The sequence below is a fragment of the Geobacter sp. FeAm09 genome (assembly GCF_008330225.1).
GTDB lineage: Bacteria > Desulfobacterota > Desulfuromonadia > Geobacterales > Pseudopelobacteraceae > Oryzomonas.
The window spans coordinates 988,223-1,005,596 of record NZ_CP042466.1 but is presented as its reverse complement, the minus strand read 5'-3'; the positions used below and the strand labels follow the sequence as shown (position 1 = coordinate 1,005,596).

The window sequence follows — 17,374 nt, the reverse complement described above, 5'->3', positions numbered from 1 at the left end:
CAGAGCACAATCGCCCACTGTTTCCGCCATGGGCGTTTTTTTGAGGGGGGAAACGACATCATCAGTGGAGGTTCGAGGCATGAGAATCACCTTTGTTTGCCTGATGGCCGGCTTGCTGTTGGCAGGGTCCGTTGCAGCCAAGGAAACGGCAGCGGCGAAAGACACCTTTTCCGTCATCCATTCCAGGAAGAGCGTGAAATCCTTTACCGGAGCGGCCGTCAGCACGGCGGACCTGGACAAGATCATACGGGCCGGAATGGCCGCGCCGACGGCGGTCAACCAGCAGCCGTGGTCGTTCGTAGTGATAACCGACCCTGCGACACGGGCGGCCCTGGCCGCCGGCCTGCCCAACGCGCGGGGCATCGACAAGGCCGGGGCGGTCATCATCGTCTGCGCGGAGCCTGAAAAGGCCCACATGAAGAGCAGGGAGTTCGCGATCATCGACGCCTCCCTCGCAAGCGAAAACATCCTGTTGGCCACCGAGGCCCTGGGGCTTGGCGGGCATTGGACCGCCTCATATCCCTATGAGGACAAGATGAAGCATGTGCGCGCCGTGCTCGGCATACCGGCCGCGGTCATCCCGCTGAACGTCATACTGGTCGGCGTCCCGACCGGCGAGGACAAGCCGAAGGACAAGTACCAAAAGGACAAGATTCACTGGGGCACATGGTAATATCACCGGCATGGCCGACCGTCCGGCAGCATCAGGGGAGCAGAAGCAACATGGAGCATTTCACCTGGAACAACACCTATTCCGTAGCCGACGAAGAGCTGGACAATCATCACAAGAAGCTGTTCGGCATATTCAACAAACTCTACGACACCTGCCTGAAAAGGAATGAAACCGCCCCGTTGGCTGCGATCATCGAAGAGCTGGCGTCCTACAGCACCTATCACTTCCATGCCGAGGAGCAGCATATGAAAGAGCTGGGCTACGGCGGCATGGAGCAGCACATCGCCGAGCACCGGACGTTCGCCGCCAGGATGGACAAGTACCGCCACGCCCACGGGACCAATGAGGTGGTGGTGTCGAAGGAGATCGTCCTGCATCTCTGGAAATGGCTCATCGACCATGTCATGACGGAAGACAAAAAGTATGCGCTCGGGCCGAAACGGCCGGCGCACAGGAGCCCCCGCGACGGACAGGTCTGACGACGGACGGCCGCGGCCAACCGGCTTGACGGCTTCCGCGATCTCCCCTACTATCGGTGCGGTTTCATGGAGGCGGGCGGCATGAGCCACCGGAGCCGCCCGTGGGGCGCGGTACCCGTGGGCCTGTTCCCCCACCTGATTTCACGGAAAGAGAGATCGACGCAATGAACATGAAGGCTACGTTGTCCACCCTCTGCTGCATGATGGCGCTTGCCCCATGGTCCTGCGCCCTGGCCCAGGAGACGAAGACGGTGACCGAGGCGGGCAAGGAAGCCCTCGCCCTCACCATGGACCGGCCGCTCCCCTCCATGGAGGCCAAGGTGGATGCGGCCTGGCTCCCTGCCAGCAGGGTCCGCAGCACCGGCGGCGACGTCACCATGGGTGAGGTGAAGGCCGACGTCGTCCGGCGCTTCGCCGTCGCCCCAAACCTCAACCTCTCCGCAGGCGTGGGCTATTCGCTCCGGGAGATCGACGCCCCGGCCGTCGCCGGCCTCCCCGACGCGCTCCATACGCTCTCCCTGAACCTGGGGGCGGAGTACCGTATCAATGAGGCGCTCACCCTGGGCTTCCGGGTCTCACCGGCGGTGGGCAGCGACTTCAAGGCCTTCACCGGGGGCGACATCCGGGTACCGGTGGCCACCCATGCCGGCCTCCAGGTTTCCCCGAGCCTGTTCCTCCTGGGGGGGCTCGCCTACACCGGCATGAACCATTCCTACCCGGTCCTCCCGGTGCTCGGGCTCGTGTACACCCCGGCGCCGCAGTGGACCTTTGCCTTGGGCTTCCCCCGCACCGGCGTCGTCTACCGGCCGGACAAGGAGACCGAGCTGTACGCGGGGGCCGAGTTTTCCGGGGGCGAATACCAACTGCACGACGCCGCCCTGGGCGCCGGCGCCCTCAGCTATCGGGATTACCGGGCAGTGGTCGGGGCCGACATCCAGGTCTGTTCCTTCGCCAGGCTCGGCGTCGCCGGAGGCTATGCCTTCGCCAGGGAGTTCGTCTTCTACAACAGCAAACGGGGCGACCTGAACCTGGACGCGGCCCCCTTCGGCCGCGTGGCCCTCAAGTTCGCCTGGTGCCCCCCCGGGGATAGCGCCCCGGCCTCTCCCGTTGCCAAGAGCCGATTCCCTGCTATGCTTGGCACAGCCGTTCCATTACCGGCGGAGGCGCCGCGCGCCTTCGCCCAAAGGGGGAGAATATGCTGAAAATCGTTGCGGCTTGTGCAGTCCTGCTCGCGGTTGCAGGCTCGGGCGGCGCCACGGACAGACCGGTGGCTCCCAACGGCATCGCCCTGTATCCCGGCTACATGACCTGGAAAGTCGTGGCCCCGTCCTACCGGGAGGACAAGGGGCATATCCGCGTCGTCACCGGCAACGAGATCGCCGTTGCGGCGCTGCGCGCCGGCACCAGGCCGCTCCCGGACGGCAGCGTGCTGGCCAAGGTGGCCTGGAAGGCGGATAAGCACCCCTCCTTCCCGGTAGCCACCGTGCCCGGGGCCTTCGCCCAAGTGGAGTTCATGGTGAAGGACGCCGTGAAATACCGGGTGACCGGGGGATGGGGCTATGCCCGCTTCGTGGGGAATGAGCTGAAGCCTTACGGCAAGGACGCGGGATTTGTCCAGGAGTGCTTCGGCTGCCATACGCCGGTGGCCGACAACGATTACCTCTTCACCAGGATCGTCACGGTCCCCTAGGCGGTGAACGGCCGCAGGAAACGCCGGGCGTCCGGAGGCATTCCGGGCGCCTCGTTTCATGGCGGTTGACGCCGGCAGGAAATCGGGAGTAGGCTTGTCCCGCACCGCGCGCCGCACCTATTCCACCACCCGCAGGGACCACGCAGATGAACGCCACCCATACCTTCTGGAGCGACCCCGCCCTCCCCTTCGTGAACATGCGCCGCACCCTGGGGAGCGTCGAAGCGTACACGGCCCACAGCCACCCGGAGTTCTGCGTCGGCGCGGTCACCGAGGGGGTCACCCTGACGACGGTCCGGGGGACGACCCATGCCCTCTTCCCCGGCTCCCTGGTGCTCATCGCCCCGGAGGAGGTGCATAGCTGCAACCCGCGGGCGGGCGTCCCCCGCTCCTACCTCATGGCGTATCTGGACGTGCCGTGGTGCCGCTCCATCCAGGAGGCGCTGTTCGGCCCGCGGGAGCGATTCACGCCCCCCGCCCCGGTCCTGCTGGAAAACGAGCCCCTGTTCTCTGCCTTTGTCGAACTGGCGCAATTGTTGGCCAGCGACGCCCCCACCCGGGAAAAGGGCGCGAGGATGACCCGGTTTTGCGGCGACCTCTTTGCCGCGGCCGGTGACCCGGCGGCAGTGCCGGACCATACGACGGCCGACGGCATTATCCCCGAGGTCAAGAGCTACTTGGCGAGGCACCCGGAGCGGAACATCACCCTGGACGAGTTGGCCGCCGCCTTTCGCTGCACCCCCTGCCACCTGCTGCGCAGCTTCAAGAAGATCGTCGGCCTGCCGCCCCACGCCTTTCTGCTGAACGCGCGCATCGAGCGGGCCAAGCAGCTCCTCCGGGACGGCGTCCCCGTGGCCCGGGTCGCCCAGGAGACCGGCTTTGCCGATCAGAGCCATTTCCACCGGGTTTTCCGCCGCACCCTCGCCGCAACCCCCCGCCAGTACCGGCACGGCTTCGGGAAATAAGTCAATTTCGTACAATATTCCCGGGCCGGGATCGGGGCATCATCCCCTGCCGCCATGATCCCGCATGGCGAGACCATGCACAGGGGGGATTGCCGTGTCCCACTATCTCCTGGAGTTCGGCGCGCTTGCCGTGGCCCATTTCCTGGCCCTGATCAGCCCGGGGCCCGATTTTTTCCTTATCGTGGGGACCTCCGCGCGGCAGGGGCCCGGGAGGGGCGCCGCCGTCTGCTGCGGCATCGCGGCGGCCAACGGCCTGTATATCCTGCTCGCCCTGACCGGCTGCGCCATGGTCCGGGACCATCCCCTGCTCCGGGATGGCATGAAGACGGCCGGCGCCCTGTACCTGCTCGTCCTGGCCGTCATGCTGCTGCGGGCGCCCCGGCACACCGCGGGCGGCGCTGCCGCCGCGCCGGAGCGGGTGCCGGCCGGCTCCCGCCTCCGCACCTTTGGGGCCGGCTTCCTCTCGGCGGCGCTCAATCCCAAGAACGCCGTATTCTACCTCAGCCTCTTCGCCCTGATCGTTCCGCCCACCACCCCGGCCCTGGTGCAGGCCCTGTACGGCATCTGGATGTTCTGCGCGGTGTTGTGCTGGGATCTGTTCATCGTCTGGACAATCGGCAACGGGCGTGTTACACGCTATGTGAATGGCTCTGCGCGCCTGCTGGAAAAGGGCTCGGGAATCGTCCTGTTCATCCTGGGGATCGTCATGCTCATCCGGTGATGGCGGGCATGCTGCGGGGCGCGCCGTAAAAAAACGTATCGGAGTACTGTCATGAAACCGTGGGTCTGCTTCTTGTTCATCGCCGCAGGCGGCAACGCCGTCTACCATGTCGGGCAGAAAACCCTGGCGGCAACCACCAATCCCATGGTGATCCTCATGGGCGCCTACGGCTTCGCGTTCCTGCTGTCGGCTGCGGCGGCCCCTTTTTTCCAGGGCGCGGCGAATGTCCCCGGCACGGCGCAGGTGTTCAACTGGCCGGTGGCCGCCCTGGGCGCCGGGGCGTTCCTGATCGAGATCGGCTTTCTGTTCCTCTACCGCAGCGGCGGCTCCCTCCAGTGGTCCGGCATCGCGGTCAACGGCCTGGCGGCGCTCATGCTCATCCCCGTGGCCATCCTCGTCTACCGGGAGACCTTCTCGGTCGCGCGCCTCCTGGGTATCCTCCTGACCCTCGCCGGCCTGGCCCTGATCATGCGGAAGTGACCGCCCGTCCGGAGCGCGAGTCGCCCCCGATGGGTGGTGTTGCAGACGGCGGGATGTCATGGTATGCTTAATGAAAATTGACGCTACGCCCAGTGAAGCCGCAAGGGGACCCGCGCAGCAGTCGTCTGCCCCCTGCGAGCCGGGGAGGTCGCCGATGCAGAGGATCAAAGCGCTCATTTCATGTATCTGCTTTTTCATGGCCTCCGGGGCCGCGGCAGGCGCCGGCCTGGCCGCCGACACCCTGCGCATCAACGGCTCCGGCAGCTGCCTCGACCTGATGAAGCCGCTCATCCAGGCCTACGAGAAGATCAACCGCGACGTCCGGGTGGAGATGGAGCCCCCCCTGGGGAGTTCCGGCGCCGTCAAGGCGCTTGTGGCCGGTTCCCTGGACCTGGCGGTGAACGGCAGGCCGCTCAGGCCGGAGGAGGCGGCGAAAGGGGCGCACCAGCAGCCCTACGGCAGGACCCCCCTGGCCATCGTCGCCGGAAACGGCTGCCCCGTGACCAACATCACCACCCGGGAACTGGAAGCGATCTATAACGGCACCACCACCCGGTGGCGCAACGGCGAGATCATCCGGCTGGTGCTCCGCCCCCGGGAGGATATCGACACCCGGATCATGCGCTCCCTCTCCCCCGGCATGGACGGCGCCGTGAGCGCGGCCCTGGCGCGGCCGGGGATGATCGTCGCGGTCACCGATACGGATGCGTACCAGACCATCGTGAAAACCCCGGGCAGCCTGGGGGCGGTCGGCCTGACCAGTGTCCTGGTGAACCGGCTCCCCCTCGTCACCCTCACCCTGAACGGAGTCAGACCACTGCCCCGGGCAGTAGCCAGCGGCGCCTACCCCCTGGCCAAGGAGATCGTTTTCGTCACCCGCCCCGCCCCGCCGCCCGCCGTGCGGAAGTTCCTGGATTTCGTCCATTCGCCCCAGGGGCGGGCCATCGCCGAGAAGGCCGGCGTCCTGGTCGCGGCCCGGCACGCGCCGCATGAATAGGATCGAACTCTCCATACGGCACATCTCCTTCGTGGCGGCTGCGACCGTTTCGTTCCTCATCGCGGTGCTGGTGCCGGCCGCCTATTTCGCCATCGCCTACCAGTACATGCGCGGCGCCATCGACGCCCGGAACGAACTCAACGCCAACGTGGTGACGGACATCGTGAAGAAGAACCCGACCATGTGGCGGTTCGAGGAGCTCAGACTCTCGGAGATGCTGGACCGGCGCCTGGACCCCGGCATCGACGAGGAACGGTTCATCACCGACACCCGGGGTGAGCTCATCGCCCACAACGGCGTGACCGTGCCCCAGCCTCGCCTCTCCGGCGTCCATAACATCTACGATGCCGGAACGGTCGTAGCCCGCCTCACCACCTCCCGCTCCCTGGTCCCCCTCCTGTGCGACACCCTCTTCCTGGCCGCCGGTTCCACGGTCTTCGCCCTGCTGGTGTTCTACCTGCTGCGCACCTATCCCCTGCAAACCGTGCGCAAGGCCGGCCTCGCCCTGGCCGAAAGCGAGGAGCGCCACCGCCTTCTGTTCGAGCAGAGCCGGGACGCCCTGGTGGTGGCCATGCCCAACGGGGCCATCATCGCCGCGAACCCTGCGGCGTGCGCCCTTTTCGGCATGACCCGGGAGGAATTCCTGACCGCCGGCAGGGATGCCGTCATGGACCCCGCGGACGAGGCCAACCGGAAGGCCCTGGCCATCAAGAACCATACCGGGCAGTTCAACGGTGAGCTGAACTTCACCAGGAAGGACGGCAGCAGTTTCCCCGGCGACGTTTCCGTGAGCCGTTTCAGCGATTCGGCCGGGGTGGTCAGGTCCATCATGAGGATCCGGGACATCACCGAGCGCAGGAAGGCGGAGGAGTTCCTGCAACAGGCCAAAAAGGCCGCCGAGGCGGCAAGCCTGGCCAAGAGCCAGTTCCTCGCCAACATGAGCCACGAGATCCGCACCCCCATGAACGGCATCATCGGCGTGACCGGCATGTTGCTGGAGACGAAACTCGACCCGGAGCAGCGGGAGTATGCCGAGGTGCTCAGGGAGTCGGGCACCTGCCTGCTCAACCTGGTCAACGACGTGCTCGACCTCTCCAAGATCGAGGCCCGCAAGATCGACCTGGAACACGAAGAATTCGACCTTGAGGCCACCGTGGCCGGGACCATCGACCTGCTCTCCGTGGAGGCGCGCAGCAAGGGATTGCAACTCGCCGCAAAGATCGACCCGGATGTCCCGTTACTGCTGAAGGGGGACCCGGGGCGCCTGCGCCAGATCATCACCAACCTGGTGGGCAACGCCATCAAGTTCACCCCCCACGGCTCCGTATCCCTGCACATCTTCAAGGATACGGAAGACCGGGGCAGCGTCACCCTGCGCTCCCTGGTGCGCGACAGCGGCATCGGCATACCGGCCGACAAGCTGAACGCCATCTTCGAGCCCTTCACTCAGGTGGACAGTTCCACCACCCGCAAATACGGCGGCACCGGGCTCGGGCTGACCCTCTCCCGGCAGTTCGCCGAGATGATGGGCGGCACCATGGGGGTCGAAAGCGTCGAGGGCCAGGGCTCCACCTTCTGGTTCACCGCCGTGCTGGAAAAGCGCGGCGTGGGCGGTGAACCGCCGCTGGCCGCCTGCTGAACGGGGACGACAAACCCGTAGGCCCCCGGAACTCAAGCCATCCGCTCCCCGCGCCGGTACTTGATCCCCAGCTTGTCCAGCCGCCAGCGCAGCGTGCTCGCCTTGACGCCGAGCAGTTCCGCCGCCCCCCCCGGTCCGTAGATCTTCCCGCCGGCCATCTCCAGGACGTTGCCCAAATGCACGGCCATGGCCTCTTCCAGCGTGAGGGGGGCGCCCCCCTTCCCGGAGGCGGGGCGCTCCTCACGCTCCGGCGAGCGGGGCAGCCCATCGAAGCGCAGCCGCCCCCCCTGCCGCAGGATCAACTCCCGCTCCACCAGGTTCTCCAGTTCGCGGACATTGCCCGGCCAGCCGTAGTGCAGCAGGCGGTCCACGGCCCCCGGGACGATGTCGGGAATCGCGGGCAGCCCCAGTTCGAGGCTCTTTTTCGAGATGAAATAGCGGGTCAGGGCGGGGATATCCTCCACCCGCTGCCGGAGGGGCGGCAGGACGATCGGGAAGACGTTGAGGCGGAACCAGAGATCCTCCCGGAACCTGTTCTCGGCGATCATCCCCTCCAGGTTCCGGTGGGTCGCCGCGATGACCCTGAGATCCACCGGGATCGGCCTGGTGCCCCCTACCCGTTCGATCTCCCGGTTCTGGAGCACCCTGAGCAGGCGCACCTGGGCCGGAAGGGGCAACTCCCCCACCTCGTCCAGGAAGATGGTCCCGCCGTCGGCCCGCTCGAAGCGGCCGCGCACCTCGCCCACCGCCCCGGTGTAGGCCCCCTTTTCATGGCCGAACAGTTCGCTGTCCACGAGGCTCTCCGGGATCGCGCCGCAGTTGACCTTGATGAACGGCCCGTCCTTGCGCGGGGATGCGGCATGGATCGCGTTGGCCACCATCTCCTTGCCGGTGCCGGTCTCCCCCAGGAGCAGGACCGTGTTATTCAGGGGCGCCACCTGCCGGACCATCTCCATGACGTGCCGCAGCCCCACCTCGCTGCCGACGATCTCGTCCCCCGCCCTGGCCACCAGTTCCCGGTTCAGGAAGAGGTTGTCGTCCAGCAGCCGGTCCCGGCACTTCGTGAGCGTCTCAAAGGAAAGGGCATTGGCCATGGCGATGGCAAAGGGAACCGCCACCGTGGCGAGCAGGTCCACGTGGGCCGGGGTATACCTCCCCTCGCCGCACGCGCAGAGGATCAAGGCCCCCAGGGATCTCCCATCGATCCGGAGCGGCAGGAAGATCTTGGAATTGCCCCGCATATCCACGAAAGGGGCCATCAGCCGGAAATGCTCGTCCTCTTCGGCCCCCATGACGGAAGGGACCGGCCGCCACGACAGCATCTGCTTCCAGAATTCCTGGCTCACCGGGATGACGTTGTCCGGGTAATTGCCGTCCTCCTCCCCGATGCGGGCCAGGATCCTGATCGCCGGGACGGTTTCGTCCCGAATGCTCAGGTTGATCGTATCCAGGGGGATGATCTCCCGCAGGTAGTCGAACGCGCTTCCCAGGGCGGTCGTGATTTCGAGGCTGCTGCAAATCCTGATGGTCACCTCCCGAAAAAACTCATCCTTGTTGATCATCCGCTCCCCCTTCCGTTCCGGCTCCGACACCGGCGCCATCAACCACAATATCTTGCCACTTTATCCTTTATTGGCAACATACTGCAAACAATTTGACAACATATTGCAAATGCCACAAAGCTGGATATGCATCTAATTGATATTATTACTGGTATTCATTGGCACGGTTGTGGCACTGGGGAAAAGCAGAGCAACACTTCACACAACCTGCAAGGAGAACAACCATGAAAAATATCATCGTGGCCCTCGTGGCCCTGACCCTGGCAATCCCCCTGACGGCGGCAGCAGACGAAACCGGGGGCGGCACCGGCAAGAACCTCGCCCTGTTGAACACCACAGGATGCGATGACGCCATCAAGAACGACAACGTCTACGAACGGATCGCTGCACTGCAAAAGGAGCTGGCGAAAAAGCCCGCAACCTACACCAACGACGAAGTCAGGCAGCTTGAGGCCAAGGTGGACGCCTGCCGGACCGTGCTGAACACCTTCGGCTTCTAGGCCCCGGGGCGCGGGCGCGCCTCCCCGCCCGAAACGACGTGCCGTTGCCGTAACGGAAAGATCGGATCAGGACACATCCATGGTGCGCCCTGATCCGATTTTTGTATTTTGACAGGATCAGGCAAGAAATTGGCCGGTAATGTGTCTTGCGGCCCGGCCCGAAACGCAGTATGAAATGAAGCTGTTTTCCCGCGCCGCCCGCTACGGCAGGGGCGGGAACCGCTGCCGGACAAGGGGAGGAAGAGGCAATGCCGAGCATAACCGTGGTGGCACGGATCGTCGCCAAGAAAGAAGCCGCCGAAGAAGTGAAGAACGAACTGCTCAAGGTGCGGGGGCCGACGCGCAGGGAGGAGGGGTGCCTTGGCTATGATCTGCACCGGGACAACGAGAATCCTGCGGAATTCATCATGTACGAAAGCTGGAAGGATGGCGCCCACCTGGAGCGGCACATGGACTCGCCCCACTTCAATGCCCTCATTACGGCCATCGACGACCTGACGGAGGAGTTGACCGTCAGCAAATTAACCCCCTTGGCATAAGGTGCGGCGGCCTATGGTATAATGGGAAGATCGACGAGGGCGGACGGGTTCCCTGCGACCCTTCCGCGCCATGAATCCCAAAGCCACAGGCCCCCGGGACCTGTGCCGCAGAAAGGAACCGACCATGAGCATCGCACTGATAACCGGCGCCAGCCGCGGCCTCGGCAGGAGCATCGCCCTGCACCTGGCCGCCGCGGGGCATGACGTCATCCTCACCTACAACAGCAGGAAAACGGAGGCCGCAGAGGTGGTCGCCCGCATCGAGGGCAGCGGCCGCAAGGCCGTGGCCCTCTCCCTTGACGTGGCGGACCACAAAAGCTTCCCCGATTTCGGGGAACGGGTCAGGGCGGCCCTGGCGGAGACTTGGGGCCGCGGCGATTTCGACTTCCTGGTGAACAACGCCGGCATCGGCATCAACGCCCCCTTCGCGGAGACCACGGAGGAGCAGTTCGACCTGCTGCTGAACATCCATTTCAAGGGGGTCTTCTTCCTGACCCAGCGGCTTTTGCCGCTCATCAAGGACGGCGGCCGGATCGTGAACGTCTCCTCGGGCCTGGCCCGCTTCTCGCTCCCCGGCTTTGCCGCCTATGCCGCCATGAAGGGGGCCGTGGAGGTGCTGACCCGCTACCAGGCCCAGGAGTTGGGGCCGCGCCGCATCGCGGTGAACACGGTGGCCCCCGGCGCCATCGAAACCGATTTCGGCGGCGGCATGGTGCGGGACAACGCCGACGCCAACCGGATGATCGCCTCCCAGACCGCCCTGGGGCGGGTCGGCCTGCCCGACGACATCGGCGGCGCGGTGGCCGCGCTGTTGTCCGACGGCTGCCGCTGGCTCAACGGCCAGCGGGTTGAGGTTTCGGGGGGGATCTATCTCTGAGGGAAGGAACGAGAATTATGACAGGTTCCGGGGGTCCCATGCGTCTTGGGACCCCCGGGGGACGGTCTACCTGATGTTGAGCAGTTCCACCTCGAAGATCAGGGTGGCGTTGGGGGGGACGGCACTGCCGGCCCCGCGGGAGCCGTAGGCCAGCTCGGGGGGGCACACCAGGCGGGCCTTGCCCCCCACCTTCATCTTCTGCACCCCTTCGGTCCAGCAGGGAATCACCCCGTTGAGCGGGAAGCTGATGGACTGGTTGCGCTTGTAGGAACTGTCGAACTCCTTGCCGCTGGTCAGGGTGCCGCGGTAGTTGACCTCCACGACGCTGGTGGCGTGGGGCGACGCGCCCTTGCCCTCCCTGAGGGAGTGGTAGACCATGCCGGAGGCGGTCTTGACGGCGCCCTTCTCCCGGGCGGCCTTGTCGATGGCATCGTTGGCCCCGGCACAGGCCGGAACCGCTAGCATGGCGGCAAGCGCCGCGCTGATCAGTCGTTTCATCTCTGCTCCTTACGCTGGTGTGATGGGGTTGCACTGGCCGCCATCCTACCACCCCCCACCCCTGCCGTCAACGCCGGGCGGTTCAGGCCCGTGCCCCGCCGTCCACCACGATCCGGAACTCCGCGCCTTCGGACGTGTTGCTCACGGTCAGCGTCCCCCCCATGTTCTTCTCGATGATGGCCTTGGACATGAACAGGCCGACCCCGGTCCCCTGCCGCTCCCCCTTGGTGGTGAAGTAGGGGTCGAAGATCCTGTCCATGATCTCCTCGGGCACGCCTCCCCCGTTGTCGGCAATGGTGACCACCGCGGCGCCGCTCTCGCTGCCGATGGCGATGGTCACCCGGGGGGCGTCGATCTTCCGCTCGATCATGACGTCCCGGGCGTTGGTCAGGATATTGAGGAGCACCTGGGCGAACTCGTTCCGGTAGCCGTAGATGACGGCATCCGCCTGCTGGACGATCCGGATGTCGATGTGGGGGTAGAGCAGGCTCCCCTCCAGAAGCGACAGGGTGGTGTCGATCGCCCCGCGCACGTTGAAGACGGCCTTTTCCTTCTCCGGCTTGAAGTAGTCCCTGAAATCGTCGATGGTCCGGGACATGTGCTGGATCAGCTCCATGGAGCTTTTGACGTTGCTGCTCAACAGCTCCCGCGAGAACTCCCCCATGTCGAAGGACAAAAGCAGTTGCTGGACCGTGAGCCCGAGGGTGTTGAGCGGCTGGCGCCACTGGTGGGCAATGTTGCCGATCATCTCGCCCATGGCCGCCTGGCGGCTCTGCTGGATGAGCAGCCGCTCCTTCTCCAGAAGGTCCTCCGTGGCCCGCAGGCGTTCCGCGGTTTCCTGCTGCAGCAGTTCCATGGTCCGGGACAGGAGCCGTTCCGCTTCGTCCCGCTCCCGCGCCCGGTGCCGGAGCAGTTCGGACGCCTGCACCAGGGCCGCCGCCACGTCCCCGGTTTCCTTGACGGAGAGGCCGTCGATGGCGGCCACGAACTCGCCGCGGCCGATGCTCAGGGCGGGGGGTACCAGGGCCTGGATATTCCGGGCGATCCTCCGGGCCATGACCAGGCCGAAGGCGATGCCCACGAGCGAGATGGCGGTGGCGCCCCCCGCCGCCCAGGCGGCCCAGCGGTAGAGCTCCGCCATGACGGCCGCCCGGGGCACCGCTATCACCACGGTCCAGTTGGACATGGCCGAACGGCAGAAGGTGGCGAACACCGGCTGCCCGTCCAGGTTGACGATCTCCGCGGTGCCTTCCATGGCCTTCGCCATGGCCCGGCTCAGGGCCGGGGTCGCGCGGGCGCCCACGGCCCGCGCCGGATTCTGCGTCCGGGTGACCACCACCTGCTTGCTGTCCAGAATCGATCCGTACCATTCGGAGGGGAGCTTCAGGGTCGTGAGGATCGACGCCAGGCGGTCCGAGGGGAAGGTCATGGCCAGATCGTAGGCGACCCGGCCGTCCCGGAACACCGGCACATCGATGCCGATGAGCGGCCGCCGGGTGACGGCGCCGTAGAACAGGTCGCTCACCAGCGGCTTGCCGTGCTGGAAGATGCTGGCCACGGCTTCGGCGTTCTTGCGCTTGGGCAAGGGGGTGCCGTAGGGGCGATAGGAGTTGGCCACCTGTTGCCCGGTGGCGTCGGCCACGATGATGTCGGCGCCGGGATAGGCCTCCACCAGCTCCAGGGTCTGGCCATGGACCGTGGCAAAATCCCCCGAGTCAAAGGCGGGGGACGTGGCCAGCCCCCTGAGGGCGGCCACGACGCTGGACAGCTCCCGATCGACCACCATGGTCATGGCCCGTGCGGTTTCCAGCATGGTGCCGTTCAGGTGGTCGCGCTTCGCCGTATAGGCGTAATACACCAACAGACCGGCAACCAGCCAGACCGGCACGACGCAGGTGGCCACCAGGCGCGTCAACTGGTAGCGGATTGTGGGGTGCGGTCGGGGAGGCATCAAGTGTCCTTATGGCTGACCGGCCCATGCCGGGGGAGCTTGTTTCCGGGCGCGCCGCCGGGGAGAACGGACGTCCCCCCGGACCAAGGCGACCTTCTTAAATCTACCTAATAATCGCTTCCTGTCAAGGGATTATGATCGTGAGCACCGAAGACATCCGCGGAGCCGCGGCGGTGCCATCGAGGAGAGCAAAAGGACCGCCCGGGAAGGGAGATGGCCGACGCCCTCCCCCTTCCCGGCGTCCCGAGGCTATTGGTGGGCCGTCATCGGCATGTAATCGGTGTGGCAGACGTAGCAGTTCCAGACCCAGTAATTGTCCCCCTGAAGCTGCTGCGGGATCGTGTTGTCCGCCGGATTGGCGGAGCTGTATTCCGCATGGGTGCTGTTATGGCACCCTTCGCAGTAGATCACGCCGTTCATCTTCGGGTCCGGGGCGTTGGAAAGCACCGAGTTGCGGTACAGGACGCCGGGGTTTTCCTGGTATTTGGCGCTGTGGCAATCGCCGCAACGGGGTTCCTGGAGCCAGGGATTGCGCCCGGCGAGGAGGTCTTTCGTCATGCCGTTCATATCGCCGTGGCAATCCTTGCACTCCTGGCCGACATGGAACATCTGGCCCCGCAGGCAGTTGGTCCGGGGACCGGGGTGACAGTTGTAACAGTCGGGGTTCCTGGGATCGGCACTCACATTGACCTTGCCCCGGTGGAAGCCGTGCATGGCCAGGGACAGGTTCTTCACTCCTGCCTTGCCGGCAAGTCCCAAGGCGTTGTCGGCGTGACATTCGGCACAAAGGTGGAGGATGCCGTTCGCCCGGTCGGCGACCAGGGTCGTGCCGCTGTTCTTGTCGTGGGCCTGGAGGATATTGAGGAAGGTGTCCGCCGTACCGTGGCAGTTGCTGCAGTTCAGCTCGGTGGAAACGGGCGCCACGACGCTGGTGGTGGCGAGGACGGCCCCGGTCGCGGTATCGGTGACCGTGATCGTGGCCACGCCGTAGGGGTCCCAGGTGCCATCGTCGTCATAGGGGGTGAGGGGTATGCCGGTGGCCACAAAACCGACGCCTTTGGCGTCAAGGGCCATGGCCCCCGCCAGGGGGGTGCCGGTGATGCCTACGTTGGTGGCGACGTTCCAGCCATACCGGGTGCGGTACTGGTACTTGCTGGAATAATTCCAGAAGTTGGTATGGAGTGCGGAATTGCTCTTCCCGGGAAAGGCATAGTTCACCGTGATGCCGTCCGTCACCACGCCGGCGCCCCGCTGGAACACCTGGGCGTGCAGGGTGTTGAACGGCGGCAGGATCAGAAAATAGGAGTAGTCGTCCTGGGCGCAGTGCATCCCCAGGTCGTTCCAGGCCAGGATGACGTAGTTCATGCTGGCGGCCGGAATCTGTGCCGACGGCGCGACGGCGGTGTAGTCCACGTACTGCGCGTGAGCCGGGACAAGGGGCCAATCGAGGGTGGTGGTTGCGCCGGCGGTCACCGTACAGACCCGCGAGGCGCTCTCGTAGCCGGTCGCCGTGACGGTGAAGGTATGGCTGCCACCCGGCCGGGCCAGGGTGAAGACGCCGGCGGCGTCGGTGACGGCGGAGGCGCCGCCGTTGCTGACGGTGACGCCCGCCAGAGGAGCCCCGGTAACGCTGTCCTTCACCGTTCCCGTGACGGTGCCGGTTGCCGCCGTCCCGCCCCCGTCGCTACAGGCCGCCAGCACAACGAAACCGAGGACGAGCACCATCCTCACGGCTGCTTTTGCAATGCGCTTTTCCATGATCCGGCCTCCCCGCACACAATTTTGTTTACACTATGTCGCAAGTCTAGCACCAGCCCGGAGGGTGTCAAACGGGAGGGGAAAACGCCGATGGCGGGAGGCACCTTGCACAGGGAGGGGGTCGGCGTCTGCAAGCGGCCCCCGGGAACCGGGCGGCCGGAATGTTGTGGCTTCACGAAGCGGAAGCGTGTATATTTCTCCGCCTTGGGTGCCGCTTTGCGGGACGCCGTTACGCTCCACCCATCACAACCATATCCGGAGCAACAGATGAACGACCTGACCTTCTGGCTGATATTTATGGGCGCGGCCCTGGCCATATGCCTCTCTCCCGGCCCAGACCTGATCTACATCATTTCCCGGACCATCGCCCAGGGCACCAGGGTGGGGCTGGCATCGGCCGCCGGGCTGTGGGTCGGCGCCTTCATCCATGTCTTTGCGGCGGCCTTCGGCCTTTCCGCCATCCTGATGGCTTCCGCCGAGGCGTTCGCGGCGGTGAAGTACGTGGGCGGCGCCTATCTCGTCTACCTGGGGATACAGGCGCTCCGCTCGCCGGGGAGCAAATTCGACCTTCCCGCGGCCGGGCTCCCCCGGGCCACCCCCGGTCAGGCGTTTCGCCAGGGGATTCTGGTGGACCTGCTCAACCCCAAGGTCGCCATCTTCTTCATGGCCTTTCTCCCCCAGTTCGTGCGCCCCGGCCACGGCACCCCTTCCCTGCAGCTGGTCGGGCTCGGCGCGCTGGTGATCCTGGTGGCCATGCCGATCGAAGCCCTGTTTGTCGTCGCCGCCGCGCGGACATCCTGCTTTTTCCGGGAGCATCCCCGGACCTCCGTCTGGCTGGACCGGATGCTCGGCACGGTCCTCATGACCCTCGGCCTCCGCCTGGCGTTTTTCGAGCAGCGGCAGTGAACCGGAAAAAAAGAATTGCGATTGCCAAAACGGCCTTTCTGAGGTAAAAAGTATACATGCGTTTTTATTAACAAATTCTATAATTCACACCATACGGCGGAAGGGGGTGTCTTCCGGGGCGCTGGGCAGCCCCAGAAAAGGAAAGAGGTGCGGACACGAGGCGTGCAGGTAACGTTCATGAGGGATCATGGGAAACGGGGGTAGCATATGGCACGCTTTTTTGACTCCAAGGGCAATGCAGGGGCAAACCGGATGGTGGACCTTCTGAAGGAACGGGGCATCGCCTATCCCCAGGGGATTCCACCGGAGTGGTCGCGCCAGAAGGAGATCATGGTGGCCGCGGAGGACCTGGAGGCCGCGGAACGGATCCTGTGCAGCCCTCCCCGCGGGGAGGCGTAGCGGGATTGCGGCTGGCTGCGCAGCAACCATATGACGCAGAACGAAGGCAGGGGCATCCGGAGACGATCCGGGTGCCCTTTTCCGTGCGATAACCGGCTGCCGGGGGAGACAATGGCATGGGTTTGGCCTGGCTGCCGTTGCCGGTTTTGAGATTGAAATGCCCCCTTCGCTGGAGTAGAAATGACAGGATGCCGACACCCACGTTCGGCGGAGGCAACACCCCGGAGCCCGGTATGAAAAAGATGCGCATATGCGTCAACGACCTGATGCAGACGGATTACGCCTATTACCTGACGGAACCGGCGGGGGAGAACTTCCATCCCGACTTCCGGCCCGAGCTGACCCCGCAGGAAATGCTGGAACTGGGCGTGTTCGGGGGGAAGTACCTGACCGACTGCACCGACGAATTCCCCAGGGAGTGGTTCGCCAACGCCCGGCTCTGCCACGAGCGCCACGTGCCCGAGTTGAACTTCTTCGGCGTCAACGCCTCGAAACCGCTTTCCTACTGGCGGGAAAAAGGGTGGATTCACAGCGACGACCCCCGGGGCTGGTTCCAGTGGTACTGCCGCTACTACCTGGGGCGGCGCTGCGACGACGACGCGCGGCAGATCAAGCGGTGGCGGGCCATGGCGCGGCACGTGGCCCAACTGCGCAAGAACTGCCCGGAGGGGCACCTGGCCTGCCGGAGAAAGCAGCGCCAGGCCCTGCTCCACTGGGCCTACGACAGCAGGAAGATATAA

At 65.4% G+C, this 17,374-nt stretch carries 19 protein-coding genes; 15 read left to right on the top strand and 4 right to left on the bottom strand.

Annotated features, from left to right (window positions below):
- Nucleotides 1–79 precede the first annotated feature (79 nt).
- The 9 genes from FO488_RS04615 to FO488_RS04575 all read left to right on the top strand — a co-directional run bounded on the left by FO488_RS04615 (nt 80) and on the right by FO488_RS04575 (nt 7,644).
- On the top strand, nt 80–673 hold the full coding sequence (locus FO488_RS04615; RefSeq protein ID WP_149209467.1) for a nitroreductase family protein: 594 nt from the start codon (nt 80–82) through the stop codon (nt 671–673).
- Nucleotides 667–1,152: a bacteriohemerythrin gene (locus tag FO488_RS04610; protein WP_149209466.1), complete on the top strand. Its 486-nt coding sequence runs from the start codon at nt 667–669 to the stop codon at nt 1,150–1,152. Before FO488_RS04615 ends, FO488_RS04610 begins: the two co-directional genes overlap by 7 nt.
- Before the next feature lie 170 nt (nt 1,153–1,322).
- A complete protein-coding gene (locus FO488_RS04605; protein ID WP_149209465.1) occupies nt 1,323–2,354 on the top strand; it encodes a DUF6268 family outer membrane beta-barrel protein in 1,032 nt (343 codons plus the stop codon).
- A complete protein-coding gene (locus FO488_RS04600) occupies nt 2,348–2,842 on the top strand; it encodes a cytochrome P460 family protein (RefSeq protein ID WP_149209464.1) in 495 nt (164 codons plus the stop codon). Before FO488_RS04605 ends, FO488_RS04600 begins: the two co-directional genes overlap by 7 nt.
- Nucleotides 2,843–2,988: 146 nt before the next feature.
- A complete protein-coding gene (locus FO488_RS04595; protein WP_149209463.1) occupies nt 2,989–3,807 on the top strand; it encodes an AraC family transcriptional regulator in 819 nt (272 codons plus the stop codon).
- A 94-nt stretch (nt 3,808–3,901) separates the two neighbouring features.
- A complete protein-coding gene (locus tag FO488_RS04590) occupies nt 3,902–4,528 on the top strand; it encodes a LysE family translocator (RefSeq protein WP_149209462.1) in 627 nt (208 codons plus the stop codon).
- A 51-nt stretch (nt 4,529–4,579) separates the two neighbouring features.
- On the top strand, nt 4,580–5,008 hold the full coding sequence (locus FO488_RS04585; protein WP_149209461.1) for a hypothetical protein: 429 nt from the start codon (nt 4,580–4,582) through the stop codon (nt 5,006–5,008).
- Between the two features lie 154 nt (nt 5,009–5,162).
- Complete coding sequence (locus tag FO488_RS04580) at nt 5,163–6,005, top strand: substrate-binding domain-containing protein (protein WP_168205884.1); 843 nt, start codon at nt 5,163–5,165, stop codon at nt 6,003–6,005.
- A complete protein-coding gene (locus FO488_RS04575; protein WP_149209459.1) occupies nt 5,998–7,644 on the top strand; it encodes an ATP-binding protein in 1,647 nt (548 codons plus the stop codon). Before FO488_RS04580 ends, FO488_RS04575 begins: the two co-directional genes overlap by 8 nt.
- A 32-nt stretch (nt 7,645–7,676) precedes the next feature.
- On the opposite strand, the gene FO488_RS04570 is transcribed toward FO488_RS04575, so the two are convergent.
- Nucleotides 7,677–9,245 carry a sigma 54-interacting transcriptional regulator gene (locus tag FO488_RS04570; RefSeq protein WP_240732180.1) on the bottom strand — a complete coding sequence of 523 codons (1,569 nt, stop codon included), beginning with the start codon at nt 9,243–9,245 and terminating at the stop codon, nt 7,677–7,679.
- Between the two features lie 185 nt (nt 9,246–9,430).
- Here FO488_RS04570 and FO488_RS04565 point away from each other — a divergent pair, with 185 nt between their 5' ends.
- The 3 genes from FO488_RS04565 (at nt 9,431) to FO488_RS04555 (ending at nt 11,122) form a co-directional block, all read left to right on the top strand.
- Entirely contained in the window at nt 9,431–9,706 is a 276-nt protein-coding gene (locus FO488_RS04565; protein ID WP_149209457.1) for a hypothetical protein, read from the top strand.
- A gap of 248 nt (nt 9,707–9,954) precedes the next feature.
- Nucleotides 9,955–10,245: a putative quinol monooxygenase gene (locus FO488_RS04560; protein WP_149209456.1), complete on the top strand. Its 291-nt coding sequence runs from the start codon at nt 9,955–9,957 to the stop codon at nt 10,243–10,245.
- 124 nt (nt 10,246–10,369) lie between these two features.
- Nucleotides 10,370–11,122, top strand: coding sequence for an SDR family NAD(P)-dependent oxidoreductase (locus FO488_RS04555; RefSeq protein ID WP_149209455.1), 753 nt, complete (start codon nt 10,370–10,372; stop codon nt 11,120–11,122).
- A 66-nt stretch (nt 11,123–11,188) separates the two neighbouring features.
- Here the strand turns inward: FO488_RS04555 and FO488_RS04550 are convergent, their stop codons facing one another.
- From FO488_RS04550 to FO488_RS04540, 3 genes are all read right to left on the bottom strand, one after another.
- A complete protein-coding gene (locus tag FO488_RS04550) occupies nt 11,189–11,620 on the bottom strand; it encodes an FKBP-type peptidyl-prolyl cis-trans isomerase (protein ID WP_149209454.1) in 432 nt (143 codons plus the stop codon).
- A gap of 82 nt (nt 11,621–11,702) precedes the next feature.
- Nucleotides 11,703–13,571 (bottom strand): sensor histidine kinase, encoded by a 1,869-nt coding sequence (locus FO488_RS04545; RefSeq protein ID WP_205743351.1) that lies wholly within the window; start codon nt 13,569–13,571, stop codon nt 11,703–11,705.
- 249 nt (nt 13,572–13,820) lie between these two features.
- Nucleotides 13,821–15,329, bottom strand: coding sequence for a carboxypeptidase-like regulatory domain-containing protein (locus tag FO488_RS04540; protein ID WP_149209453.1), 1,509 nt, complete (start codon nt 15,327–15,329; stop codon nt 13,821–13,823).
- 267 nt (nt 15,330–15,596) lie between these two features.
- Between FO488_RS04540 and FO488_RS04535 the strand changes: the two genes are divergently transcribed.
- The 3 genes from FO488_RS04535 to FO488_RS04525 all read left to right on the top strand — a co-directional run bounded on the left by FO488_RS04535 (nt 15,597) and on the right by FO488_RS04525 (nt 17,374).
- Nucleotides 15,597–16,235: a LysE family translocator gene (locus FO488_RS04535; RefSeq protein WP_149209452.1), complete on the top strand. Its 639-nt coding sequence runs from the start codon at nt 15,597–15,599 to the stop codon at nt 16,233–16,235.
- Between the two features lie 207 nt (nt 16,236–16,442).
- The gene (locus FO488_RS04530) at nt 16,443–16,634 is read left to right on the top strand and encodes a hypothetical protein (protein ID WP_149209451.1); all 192 of its coding nucleotides are present in this window, start codon (nt 16,443–16,445) and stop codon (nt 16,632–16,634) included.
- A 233-nt stretch (nt 16,635–16,867) separates the two neighbouring features.
- Nucleotides 16,868–17,374: a hypothetical protein gene (locus FO488_RS04525; RefSeq protein WP_149209450.1), complete on the top strand. Its 507-nt coding sequence runs from the start codon at nt 16,868–16,870 to the stop codon at nt 17,372–17,374.